This window comes from Aureliella helgolandensis (assembly GCF_007752135.1).
Lineage (GTDB): Bacteria > Planctomycetota > Planctomycetia > Pirellulales > Pirellulaceae > Aureliella > Aureliella helgolandensis.
The window spans coordinates 3,816,159-3,828,079 of the sequence record NZ_CP036298.1; the positions used below are offsets into that span (position 1 = coordinate 3,816,159).

The 11,921-nt window shown below is 55.8% G+C and carries 11 protein-coding genes; 5 read left to right on the top strand and 6 right to left on the bottom strand.

The annotated features are described in order from the left end of the window. Positions 1-594 precede the first annotated feature (594 nt). The 3 genes from Q31a_RS30835 to Q31a_RS31395 all read left to right on the top strand — a co-directional run bounded on the left by Q31a_RS30835 (position 595) and on the right by Q31a_RS31395 (position 3,662). Complete coding sequence (locus tag Q31a_RS30835) at positions 595-822, top strand: hypothetical protein (RefSeq protein WP_231691191.1); 228 nt, start codon at positions 595-597, stop codon at positions 820-822. Between the two features lie 121 nt (positions 823-943). After that, complete coding sequence (locus Q31a_RS13635; protein WP_197356809.1) at positions 944-3,322, top strand: arylsulfatase; 2,379 nt, start codon at positions 944-946, stop codon at positions 3,320-3,322. Between the two features lie 121 nt (positions 3,323-3,443). Beyond that, complete coding sequence (locus Q31a_RS31395) at positions 3,444-3,662, top strand: ISAzo13-like element transposase-related protein (protein ID WP_391575323.1); 219 nt, start codon at positions 3,444-3,446, stop codon at positions 3,660-3,662. A gap of 376 nt (positions 3,663-4,038) precedes the next feature. Here the strand turns inward: Q31a_RS31395 and Q31a_RS13645 are convergent, their stop codons facing one another. From Q31a_RS13645 to Q31a_RS13665, 5 genes are all read right to left on the bottom strand, one after another. Further along, entirely contained in the window at positions 4,039-5,340 is a 1,302-nt protein-coding gene (locus tag Q31a_RS13645; RefSeq protein WP_145078581.1) for a YHYH protein, read from the bottom strand. Next, positions 5,337-6,071 (bottom strand): hypothetical protein, encoded by a 735-nt coding sequence (locus Q31a_RS13650; protein WP_145078583.1) that lies wholly within the window; start codon positions 6,069-6,071, stop codon positions 5,337-5,339. The genes Q31a_RS13645 and Q31a_RS13650 overlap by 4 nt, the downstream gene beginning before the upstream one ends. 6 nt (positions 6,072-6,077) lie before the next feature. Continuing rightward, positions 6,078-7,070, bottom strand: coding sequence for an anti-sigma factor family protein (locus tag Q31a_RS13655; protein ID WP_145078586.1), 993 nt, complete (start codon positions 7,068-7,070; stop codon positions 6,078-6,080). Then, on the bottom strand, positions 7,067-7,588 hold the full coding sequence (locus Q31a_RS13660; RefSeq protein ID WP_145078589.1) for a sigma-70 family RNA polymerase sigma factor: 522 nt from the start codon (positions 7,586-7,588) through the stop codon (positions 7,067-7,069). Before Q31a_RS13660 ends, Q31a_RS13655 begins: the two co-directional genes overlap by 4 nt. A 428-nt stretch (positions 7,589-8,016) precedes the next feature. Beyond that, positions 8,017-9,150: an AAA family ATPase gene (locus Q31a_RS13665; protein ID WP_145078592.1), complete on the bottom strand. Its 1,134-nt coding sequence runs from the start codon at positions 9,148-9,150 to the stop codon at positions 8,017-8,019. 404 nt (positions 9,151-9,554) lie between these two features. Here Q31a_RS13665 and Q31a_RS13670 point away from each other — a divergent pair, with 404 nt between their 5' ends. Both Q31a_RS13670 and Q31a_RS13675 read left to right on the top strand, forming a co-directional pair. After that, positions 9,555-10,058: a MarR family winged helix-turn-helix transcriptional regulator gene (locus Q31a_RS13670; RefSeq protein WP_145078595.1), complete on the top strand. Its 504-nt coding sequence runs from the start codon at positions 9,555-9,557 to the stop codon at positions 10,056-10,058. A 47-nt stretch (positions 10,059-10,105) separates the two neighbouring features. Next, the gene (locus tag Q31a_RS13675) at positions 10,106-11,341 is read left to right on the top strand and encodes an NAD(P)/FAD-dependent oxidoreductase (RefSeq protein ID WP_145078596.1); all 1,236 of its coding nucleotides are present in this window, start codon (positions 10,106-10,108) and stop codon (positions 11,339-11,341) included. A 420-nt stretch (positions 11,342-11,761) separates the two neighbouring features. Here Q31a_RS13675 and Q31a_RS30200 read toward each other — a convergent pair whose 3' ends face one another. Beyond that, positions 11,762-11,917: a hypothetical protein gene (locus Q31a_RS30200; protein WP_197356811.1), complete on the bottom strand. Its 156-nt coding sequence runs from the start codon at positions 11,915-11,917 to the stop codon at positions 11,762-11,764. Positions 11,918-11,921: the final 4 nt, after the last annotated feature.

Genomic DNA, 11,921 nt, shown 5'->3' on the forward strand with positions numbered 1-11,921 from the left:
CGCGGCAGAGGGAGGTAGGGCCAAGCGGCGGCTCGACTCTTCGGGTCCGTCGCCCGTCCGCTGCTTGCTGGCACAAATCAATCGCTTCGGCAGGCGAGACAGGGTTGTTTTCTTGCGGTATCAAGTTCCCCGTATCGCTCGCTGCCGCACGTTGTTGGCCGGAGACTCTCAAGCAAATTTGCCTGAAGTCGACCAGCGATTGTTGCCTAAATGCAATCCAGGTAGAACACCCGCGCCCCCTGAATCGGATGCGGTCCTTGTTGCGGCAAGCGTCGATACTGCATCAATAGAACACCACTCCCCAAAAGTCTGCAAAGCGTTGGCGCTGTTTATACCCGTACCCGTACCCGTACTCCTACTCCTACTCCTACTCCTACTCCTACTCGTGCTCGTGCTCGTGCTCCTACTCGTGCTCGTGCTCGTGCTCGTGTGATAACGATTCGTTGTGTTTACCGAGACAACCGCAGGCCCTGACGTGCTAGCCGCGCCCGGATGGCACCCGCGGAGTACTGATGTCACAGTGACAGGCCAAAAATCTTCCAACCAGCCATCTGCACGGCGGGATTGACTCGCGGCTACTATGGCAACGGAGTGATGGACACCACTGCGCCAGTTTCCCGCCCGGCCGATAGGAAGATACCGACCATCGCCTGGGGGGCACTGAGGATGCCTGACTGCGAAGAGAGCTTGGCGAATCCAAGCCAAGGCGAACTAGACCAAGGCGAACCAGACCAAGACGAACCAGACCAAGACGAACCAGACCAAGACGAACCAGACCAAGACGAACCAGACCAAGGCGGAGCGTGCTTGATGGTACACTAAACCAATGCTCGCCCCCTTTGGGCGACTTTGTTTTGCAGGCGACGGACGGCGAGCAATCGAACGCGAGGCCGAGTCAATGATCTGCAAAATCGATTTACTTGCAATTCGAAGGGAAAGCCAAATGAACAAGCGCAGGATTTTCACGCTATTCCAGCCGTTGCTCATAGGGATGTGCCTGTGTGCATGGCCGTCTGCGACGTTGATCGTGTCTGCTCAGGAGGCAGCACAAGTCGATCGCACTGAGCTTCCTATCAAGGGCCCTTGGTATCCGCCGATCACTACCCTAGATGCACGCGATGCAAAGGCGCCGCCGGTATTTGAGGTTAAGGCGCCGCGAGGTGCACCCAACGTGGTCGTGATCCTGCTCGATGACCTGGGCTTCGGCGGCACCAGTGCCACGGGGAGCGTTATGCAGACGCCGCATTTCGACAAACTGGCCAAAAATGGGCTGTTGTACAATCAGTTCCATACGACGGCGCTGTGCTCACCGACGCGGCAAGCTCTGATCACCGGCCGCAATCACCACTCGTGCAACCAGGCCAAAATTAGCGAGGTCGCTACATCATTCCCGGGGGCGACCGGCATGCTGCCTAACGATGTGGCCACCATCGCCGAGACGTTGCGGCTCAACGGCTACAGTACCGCCGCGTATGGCAAACACCATGAAACCGCCGTTTGGGAGATCAGTCCGTCCGGTCCTTTCGCACGTTGGCCCAACTATGTCGGGTTCGATGAGTTTTACGGCTTCATGGGGGGAGAAACCAATCAGTGGTCGCCGGCCGTCTATCACAATTTAAATCGTGTAGAGACGCCAGAAGATCCCGACTACCACTTCATGAATGACATGGCGACCAAGTCGATAGAGTGGATGCGTTTCCAGCAGGCGCTTACGCCCGACAAGCCGTTCTTTGTTTACTTTGCTCCCGGTGCTGTCCATGCGCCCCACCACGTACCGCAATCCTACATCGACAAACAAGCAGGCAATTTCGATGAAGGTTGGGACGTAATCCGACAGCGGATCTTTGAACAGCAGAAAGCGTTGGGCGTCATTCCCAAGGATACGAAGCTGGCGAAAAAGCCAGACGACATCAAGGACTGGGCGGATCTCTCTGCGAATGAGAAGAAGCTCTACGCTCGTCAGGCCGAAGTCTTCGCCGCTTTCCTCGACATGACTGACCATGAAACCGGGCGAGTCATTCAGGCGATCGAAGACATGGGAGAGCTCGATAACACGCTCATCTTCTACATCGCCGGTGATAACGGCACCAGTGCTGAAGGTGGGATGACCGGACTCTACAACGAGATGACTTACTTCAACGGAGAACCGCAAGGTTCGGACATCGATTTCATGTTGAAGCATTATGACGATTGGGGGGGACCGTCCACTTATCCCCACATGTCCGCAGGTTGGGCCGTCGCCTTCGATTCGCCATTCACCTGGACGAAGCAAGTGGCCTCCAACTATGGCGGCACTCGCAATGCTATGGTTGTCCACTGGCCGGAACGCATCAAGTCAACGGGAGAAGTACGCTCGCAATGGCACCACGTGATCGATGTCGCACCAACAATTCTGGAGGCGGCCGGATTGCCACAACCGCGAATCGTCAATGGTACGCCACAGCGGCCGATCGAAGGCACTAGCATGGTCTACACCTGGGACTTTCCGCAAGCGCCAAGTCAACATACGACTCAGTACTTTGAGATGTTTGGCAACCGAGGCATCTACTTCGACGGTTGGTTCGCTGGCACCATTCACGTCAAGCCCTGGGCAAGTCCCGAAAATCGGTTCCCAGAAGATACCTGGGAGCTGTATCACGTCGATGAGGACTTTAGCATGTCGACTGACTTGGCGAAGCAACATCCTGAGATGCTTTCCAAGTTGCAGCAGGCGTTCCTCGGTGAAGCGGTCAAGTACAATGTGTTGCCACTGGACGACCGGCGACAGGAGCTCTTCAACCCCAAGATAGCGGGACGCCCCGACCTGATGTTCGGACGCAAGAGTTTGACGCTTTACGAGGGTATGAATGGACTGCTTGAAAATGATTTCATCAACGTTAAGAACACGTCGTTTGAGATTGTTGCCGATGTGGAGAGTGGAGACGAACCGTCCAACGGTGTCATCGTCGCGCAAGGCGGACGCTTCGGCGGTTGGGCGCTGCACGTCAAAGATGGAGTCCCGAGGTACACCTACAACTATCTCGGTCTTGAGCATTCGGTCGCCGCAGGAACCGCTAAACTACCCAACGGCAAGTCCACCGTGAAGATGGACTTTGCCTACGATGGTGGCCAAAAGCCGGGCGCAGGTGGCACGGCAACGCTGTTTGTGAACGGCGAGTCTGTAGCGTCGACAAGGATTCCGAAGACCGAGTTCTCAATTTTCTCGGCGGACGAATCGGCAGGTGTCGGCATCGATATGGAAACGACCGTTTCCGAGGAATACGACCGTGCAAGCAGTAAGTTCACCGGCACGATTGGCAAGGTGACCATCACGCTGAAGTAGTGCGTCCTCAAAAGCCCCCTGCCCGATGATTCGGGCAGGGGTTATTTATTGACTTACCAGAAGAAGTAGGATCGCCTCCTGAGAATCTTGCCGATCTGCGCCACGGGCCGTAAATCCGGTTGTGGGAGACTTGGAGCTTCAAAGCCTGTCCAAGGGACCTGGTGTGATGCTCCAAGTCTGCCACAACCCGCTAGGCACAGGCAAACGGAACAAAACTGCGCATCGCATTCTCCGTCACGTCCATCGCAAGTGGTGTGACGTTTCCTTGGAATCACCCGAATTCGTCGTCAGTTTGGTAAACGCAATGCGAACCGATGAAGGGGGCGACGTCCCCGGCTAGCGTGATTCGGGCGCATTGAAGATGGGGCGCCAGACAGCATGCGCTGGCTGGTTAGGCGCGCGATTCAAACGCCGTGCATTCCACAGTGAATGGGTTTGCGGAATACCCCTAGCCCCCATGAGAACAATTCAGGGGCAGTCCTTTGCGGACGACTCCTGAACGGAAGTGCTGGTAACCTCCCAACCCGAAACGTTCCGGGCTGTTGATCTAATCGCAATTTGAATTTCAACGCGCAGGCAGCGTCTCTAATTGCCCTGTAGCGGTAGCCACCTGTCGTTGTTCACACAGCCGGGGCACTCTTTCCACAGCCCGGTTCGCTGGGGGAGACTGTGGACGGGGCTACTGGCGGACTCGACATTGCTAGAGCGGTGGGTGGTCAGGGAGCGTCGTTGCGAGCGCGTGGCGGGGGAGGTGGTGGCGGACCACCGCCGCGTCGCGGACGCTCTTGGCGCGGCGTGTAAGTTTCCGACTTGGTGCGACCGTTGGGATCGACGAAGACAAAACTGGCCGAGCCATTGTCCGCCAGCGTGTAAGAAACGGAGCCCTGCTTGCCGTTCACGTCGTAAACGAGGCGATAGCTCCCCGGCTTCGGCTGAGTAAACTCCGTAATCTTCGCATCTCGCAGTGGACGCAAGTCTGGCCGAATCGGTTCGGCGCGCGGTTGCGGATCGACTTGACCACCACGCTCGACCACTTCACCGAAGAATCCGCCATTTAGATACGGGTACGTTCGGGTCGCGTGAAAGTGATAATTGCCGTCCCCATCCTTGTGGCCTCCCAGCGCATCTAGCGGTGCAAAATCGGTCGCCTGAGCGTCTTGATATCCGAAAATGGGATAGCCGTCCAAGGCGTAGGCAATGGGCTGGCCCTTGCCCGTAGTCGTTTCGAGATGCACTGGAGCGATGTGGTAGTGGTAATCATCCGCTCGCCCGCAGTGACCACCGTATTCATCCAATTCGCCGAACAACAATGCATCGTCGCCCCGATTGTTGAGCGGATTGAAAATCGGGACGCCGTTGACCGCCAGTGCGATTGCACCACGCAGAAAGTTGCCCTTCGTTGACATTGGCCGTTTCGCAGGAACCGGGTGCAGGGGAATTCGCCAAGCGTTCTCGCCAAAGTACTTTTGAGGAATCGGGACCTGCTGTTGCCAGGAGCGAATTCCGATCATCATCGGATGTGCTGGGATTCCATTGGAACCAACATAAAAGTACTCGTCGTCCCACCGCAGCTTCAACGATTCTGAAAACGGTAGGAAGTGTTCGTGGATCGATGGCATGGGCTTGGCTTTGTCCTGGGCCTGAATTTTGTCACTGTTCAGCGGCTGTTGTACAACAAACCGCACGGGACGCTGTTGGTTGAGGTTCTCAATGGCTTCCAGGCGGTTTGCGATCCACTCTCGGTCTGAAGCGATCAGACGTTCCAGCTTGAGGGTGACGAGCCGCCGGCCGTCGAGGCGGATCTGAATATTCTCACCGGAGGCGGCTACGAACGTGCCATGCAAGTGGGCACCCGCGTCACCGAGCGTCCAGGTCCTGGATCCCGTGGATTGCTCTGGATCGCCATGATGCGGCCCATCGTGGGCCCAAAGAATATTGGGGGCGGCCAGCGAGACTGCAATTGCGAAAGCTACTCCGAGAAATCGGTGGGTGATCCCATGAATGTTGGTGGGTGTCATCGCTTGGGCCTTTTCGGTGGGGAGTCGGGAACGATGTTGTTTAAGTTGGAAAAGTCGGGGCGAGACACACCATCGGGCGAACCGGCGACGAAATGTCGGAAGATGACGGTGTTGTCGAGTTCGATGTCGTCGGTCCAAATGAAACTTGCCCCACTGAAATCATGCTCAAAGAATGGTTCCTTCGGTCCAACTTGCTGCTGCGAATACTCCTTGGCGAACCCCCAAGATTTATCATCGAAGTCGGTCTTGTACCAGTTTTCGGGAATCGGCAGATTTCTAACTTTGGGATGTTGCGTGTCACGGTCTATCGGTCCGTGAGAAAACGCCTTGGCTTTCCAACTTGCATTGGTCACCGTGCCGTCGCCAAACTTCAGGATGAAACCTGCGTCGCCAATATTGGTATTTGCGTACTCCATGCCGGTTTCGGAATCGGCATTGTCTTTGGCCATGACCGCAATCGTCATTGGATACGCTGGCAGAATATCAACGCTGACAACGTTGTGCGGCATGAACTTGATCGAGTCGACTGCCACATGCTCGCCGTTGATGTACAGGGTAAACCAATTGTCGGCATACACATTGGCTCTCACGGTGTCGCTGATGCTAGGTTTACCCACGCGATTGGCACCTCGCGGTTGATTGCTTGGCGGCTGCGCCCCCAATTGCACCGCGAGGTGCGTGGTGCCGAAGCCAGCTGCGACAACAATCGCAATCCATAGAAGTCGTTTCATATTTCTTTACTCGTATTCCAGGGCTCGTTCGGGTCCGTGATGGGGGGAATGATCGAAATGGTTTTCCGGGAGGATTCGCTCTTGGGTGAGAGTCATTGTCAGGGTGATTTGCTGGGGGCCGAAGGCCATTTGCTCAAAGCGCATCTCAGAAATCTTGCCACTTGATTCGGCATAGCGTATTTCCACCTTCACGGCCCCTCGGAAACCGGGCTTCTTAACGGCGACCATGCGTCGATGGGTTTCACTGTCTGGCGTTGCTGCTGACGTGCCGTCTCCCGGAGGCAACAATTCTAAATCATAGGCGGTGCGTAGCGCTTCGAGTCCGTCGTGCAAATTGTGGATGGGCAAGCCGTCCTCATGGCCGGGAAGATCTCGCGCGAAGTGAGTCAAGTCGTTGCTATAACGAACCGGCCCATCGGGTCGCACTGCCCAGCTGGCCGTTCCGTTACTGCCCGTTATGAACCACTCACCATGCACGGTTTTGCGTTTGAGCACGAACTGATTCGGGCCACGCACGTCGAGCACCGCACCGTCCAGGGAGGGTTTGGGGGGGCGGCGTCGCTCTGGTGAGGCGGGATCTTGGTGCTTGGGGGGAATCATGACGTCGCGAACGGATATCAAGAACGTGCGATCCATGGGGAAGTCGTTTGCCTTGATAATTCGATCCAACTCAATGATGGCTGCCGATGCGTTAGGAGCATCCACGGTTTGCCACAACACCGCAACGGCCAGCAGCACCGCACTGGCAGTGGATGCCACGGTAAACGACCGGCGACTCCAGGCTCTCGAATGCGACCGGTTGGGTAGCAACACGTTCGTTGCAGCAGCCTCGGAAGCGACCAATTCGTTGCGGAGGCGATCATGCAACAGCAGGTACGACGCAAATTGACGCGCGTGCTGCGGATCCGACTTGATCCATTGGTTCAATTGAGCTTGCTGCTCACTCAACAGGCAACCGTCGAGGTATCCGTGGATCAGCTCTTGATAATCTACATTCATGAAGCACTCGCTTCCACGACCTTGCGTTGGATGCACTCTTTGAGTTGCTCTCGGACTCGCTGGAGTGCTTTTGCGACAGCATTCGGCGTCATGTCTATGTGGGAGGCGATTGCGGCTGGTTTCATGTCGTCTCGATACCGCAGGCCAATCAACTTTTTCGCGCGACCCTCCAGGGAGCCCAGGCAATCCTGGAGATAATCGTGTGCCGCCGAACGCTCTTGTGCCTGCTCATGAAAGGCAATGGCAAGGCAAGCGACCGCGTCGTCATCGAAAACCAGTGGATCTCGGCTCCGACGTCGCAGGTACGTCCCAACCTGCCGGCGGGCAATTCCGATTGCCCAGGGGATGAATGGCGAATTTGGGTCGTAGGCATGAAAGGATTCAACGACCGCTACGGCAACGTCTTGCAGCACGTCGTCACGATCGCGGAAATCGCGGACCACCGAGGCAATGAATGCTGAGACGGCGGGTTGAGCGAGCGTCCACTGTCGGGTCGCCTGTCGGGTTGTCTCGTCCACAAAATTCCTTCACAAAAAAACTTTCTCACCTAGTTACTTATCCGACCAAACTGTTTTATGACCAACCTTTTGCCCATTTTGTGAAATTCGTCCGTATTTAGCCATGCTTCTCCGTCCTGCCCATGCCAATCGATGTCCCTTGCTACGCATTCGCCGGTGTGATCGCAGTCGGCCTGGAGCACATTAAAGAGCAGTCAGATGCGGAAGTCGACAAAACTAGCCCCTTTGCGGTTGAGACAGGGCGGAACCGCATCGCCCAGGGCAGTTGCGCTGTGGTTCTGTGTTGTATTTAGCCAGCAGCTTCAAACGCAGCAGACTTCACCGCCCTGGATTAGCCTCCTTCTCATTGCAAGCTTCCTGCGCAACGCGCTTGGTGAACTGCATCGAGCATTGTGAACGCGCTCCAGCCAGACATGAAATGCTCGCCATTACGACTGGAGTTGGCTGATCCACAAACGCAAGAAACGATCGTTGATGACGTACGATGCTGCTTCACGTTCGATTAAGTCTTTGGCGACAAGTGATCCTGCCGCACGCTGGGCATTCGATGCGCTGCGAAGACCGTACTGACGCGTGAAGTCGGACGAAAAGGGTTGGGGGGGCGTTTCGCGATCCGCCAGTCCACGCAGGAAACGCTGTTCATTCTTGGTCAGCGATTCCCACAGGATGACGTAAGCATGGCTTTCGCGACGCAGCAATTCGGCGACTGCTTGGTCGATCTGCGCGGCGCTGACCTCGCTGCCGGGCTCAATCAGTGACCAGAGCACATGGCAAAGGTGCTGCGTATAGAACGGATGTCCTTGCGTGGCCTCACACAGCTCTGAGATCAATGGGTTGGAAAACGTCTTATTCGCGTCCGCAAATCGTTTGGCAATGAACGGCTGCCAATGTTTGGTCGCGATTGGACCAACCGGATAATGCATTGCCGAGCGGTACAGCGGACGCGATTGATCCAAGAACATCGACTGCAGGAGGTGCTTTCGACTACCCAGAAAAAGGTAGGCGACGTTCTTGTGATGCTGGATTGAGCTGCGGATTTGTCGTTCGGCCAAATCGTCTTCATAGTCGGCGATCTGTTGAAACTCGTCAAAGACCACCACCACAGTTTTGCCACTCCGCACGGCCAAAGATTGTGGAGCGGCAAGGACTTCCGTCAGATCGGTTTTCGAAACACTTCGACCGTCGATACCGAATTCAACTTTGGGTTGACCGGAGTCATCCAGCGAAACACTCGGCCGCAGTCGTCCAAACATCGCCTTACCGAATTCCAGCAATTTCGTCGTCTTCGTTTCGGCGGCCGAAGTAATGGCTCGAGCGGTCGTGGTCGCGAACGAAGCGGAGCCGTCGGTGGGCCACAGGTCCACATAGACCGGAACGAACGACTTCTTCGGCAGCTTATCCAACGCGCGCATCACCAACGAGGTCTTGCCCATGCGTCGCTCCGCGTAAACGAAACAGCGCCCGCATGAGCGCATCGTCTGAGACAGATCGGCCAATTCCTGGGTGCGATTGCAGAACTCGCCGTTTCCAACCACACCACCGTAAGTAAAGGGATTTGTCACTTTATCCTCCCAGCCAAAATACGCAACATGCGTTACGCATTATGCGTAATTCGAGCAGCGAATGCTAGGCCCAAGCAGCGTTGGTCGAAAGGAACCCATGCTCCTTTCTAACTTCAGCCTTCCAGGTTCCAGCCACCGCAGGAGAGCGAATTGCGAGGTCGACGGAGGTGGTGCAATGGATGGGCCCTTCCCAAGGGATCACATGGCGCGTGCGTTAGACGGCTAACTTTTCTTGGCATGGGCACCACCCCAACCAAACCGCCTGTCTTCACGCAGTCTTCTGCAAATCTATGGTTGAGGTTTCTTCATCGCCCCGGGGCTCACCATCCCTGACATGCACCCCAGAAACTTCGGCCTTCAATCAACGTCTTGACGACAGTTGTTGCGACGTGTAATATCGTTCCATGACCAAGACATCGACCAATGCGCCCACAGTCGGCAAGCCAGCCTTTGATTCGCTGGAACAGGAAGTCTTCTTGAACTTATGGCGGACGTATGACCGTCTCAGGTCGATGGAAGACGAGGTTTTCGGACGAGTCGGCTTGTCTGCTCAGCAGTACAATGCATTGCGACTATTGCGTTCGGTTTATCCGGACTCGATGCCGACGCTAGTGCTGGGCGGGCGGCTGATTTCTCGTGCCCCGGATATGACGCGTCTGCTGGATCGCCTGGAAAGTAGATGTCTGCTGGTCAGGGAGCGAAGACCTGAGAATCGCCGAGTCGTGGAAGTCCGTATTGCCAAAGAGGGGACGCAGCTGCTCGACGAGGTACACGATGCCCTTCAAGAATGTCATCGGCAACAGTTGGGGCACCTCGACAAGAAGGTTTTGCGTCAACTGGCCAGCTTGCTTAAACAAGCTCGGCAGCCACACGAGGATGCCGAAAACCTATCATTCATCGATGAATGATAGGTGTCAGCATTTGAACTGCAACCAATTGCCAAAGGTGTTCAAGTATGACAGATCATCAGTCTCCCCATGTCGTCGTGATTGGCGGCGGTCCAGCCGGTGCGACTGTTTCGACCTTGATTGCTCAGCAAGGGTATCAAGTCGAGCTGTTCGAGCGTGAAAAGTTTCCCCGCTACCATATTGGAGAGTCGCTGATTCCCGAAACATATTGGGTTTTGAAGCGACTGGGGATGCTCGCCAAGATGAAGTCGAGCCACTTCGTCAAGAAACATAGCGTGCAGTTTGTGAGTCCTTCGGGCAAGCATTCCGCCCCCTTCTACTTTCAGGACAACAAGCCGCACGAATGCTCGCAGACATGGCAGATTCGTCGGAGCGAATTCGACGTGATGATGTTGAAGAACGCTGAAGAGCAAGGTGTCATTGTTCACGAAAATGTGCGAGTTCACGATGTCCTTTTCGCGGGAGATCAAGCGGTCGGTGTGCAAATCACGGACGAGTCCGGAAAATCGAAAGAGGTTCGGGCAAGTGTGGTCGTAGATGCCAGCGGGCAAAGCTCAATGCTCATTAACAAGTTCAAGCTCCGAATTCCCGATGCTGAATTGAACAAGGGAGCGATTTGGACCTACTTCGAGGGTGCGTATCGAGATCAAGGCAAGGATGAGGGGGCGACCATCGTTCTGAGCTTGCGAGACAAGAAGGGCTGGTTCTGGTACATTCCGATGCAAGACGACACGGTGAGCGTCGGCGTGGTGGCAGATTTCGACTATCTGTTCAAAGGGCGAGTGAATCATGAGACCACTTTTGCGGAGGAAATGGAGAACTGCCTCAGTGTAAAAGAGCGGATCTCGAACGCAAAACAAGTCGCCCCGGTGAAGGCGACAAAAGATTACACCTACCGTGCCAGTCAAGCCGCAGGTGACGGTTGGGTGTTGGTCGGTGACGCGTTCGGATTCCTCGATCCGCTTTATTCATCAGGAGTGATGCTGGCGTTGAAATCTGGAGAACTTGCTGCCGACGCGATTGTCGAAGGCCTGCAGAAAGGCGATACCTCTCAGGCGCAGATCGGGAAATGGGAGGCGGGGTTCGTGGAAGGAATGAATCGGATGCGCCGGCTGGTGTGCGAGTATTACGAGGGATTCAATTTCGGCGAGTTCATACGCCGCTTCCCTCACCACCGAGGAAGCGTTACCGACCTGCTCATCGGAGACCTGTTCAGGCAGGAGCTCGACCAAGTATTCGATGATATCGATTCAATGAGATCGGCGAAGAGTCCAGTCGAATAGATGCAGAGCCTGCTTGGTCCGCAGATGCGCACTGCGCAGTGTGGGGCTGCCGCAGCTGTGCTCTGGTGAGTCTTGTCAGTAGCCCGTCTATTTCCCAATTGCGTCCTGCGCAACATCTTGCACGGGCTCATCTCAGTCTGAAGCCATCGACATTGCGTCAAAGCGTTTGAACCATCGCGGTGTGTCACTTCCTATTCGGTTCGGATGATGAAGGCGGCCTTTTTCGCGTTGAGAACTCACCGACGCTTCGGATGCCATTGAGCATCAGAATGCACCACGAATGTCCCGACAGATCACGGCTGCGTTGCTCGTCGATCAATCGTGCACCTGCCGCTTGCCATAGACGCGAGACGCTCGAGCGGCTTACGCCTGGCGACTTCTACTTCACCACAGACACTTGACGAATTCTGCCCCCAGACATCAACGCTTGGATACAGCTTTCTTCAGTTGCTCTGGATCGTTGGCGGCGGCGTAGCTGACCAGCTCCACCCGGCGGCTTCCACCGGCCCCCCGGCGCTCGCGAACTTGCGGACGCGTCACCGACTCCCGTTCACCTTCGACCAAGATGCGTCCCACGGCG

Coding starts and splice junctions, on each gene's coding strand:
- Q31a_RS30835 (WP_231691191.1), top strand. CDS start 595: ATGGACACCACTGCGCCAGTTTCCCGCCCGGCCGATAGGAAGATACCG.
- Q31a_RS13635 (WP_197356809.1), top strand. CDS start 944: ATGAACAAGCGCAGGATTTTCACGCTATTCCAGCCGTTGCTCATAGGG.
- Q31a_RS13645 (WP_145078581.1), bottom strand. CDS start 5,340: ATGACACCCACCAACATTCATGGGATCACCCACCGATTTCTCGGAGTA.
- Q31a_RS13650 (WP_145078583.1), bottom strand. CDS start 6,071: ATGAAACGACTTCTATGGATTGCGATTGTTGTCGCAGCTGGCTTCGGC.
- Q31a_RS13655 (WP_145078586.1), bottom strand. CDS start 7,070: ATGAATGTAGATTATCAAGAGCTGATCCACGGATACCTCGACGGTTGC.
- Q31a_RS13670 (WP_145078595.1), top strand. CDS start 9,555: ATGACCAAGACATCGACCAATGCGCCCACAGTCGGCAAGCCAGCCTTT.
- Q31a_RS13675 (WP_145078596.1), top strand. CDS start 10,106: ATGACAGATCATCAGTCTCCCCATGTCGTCGTGATTGGCGGCGGTCCA.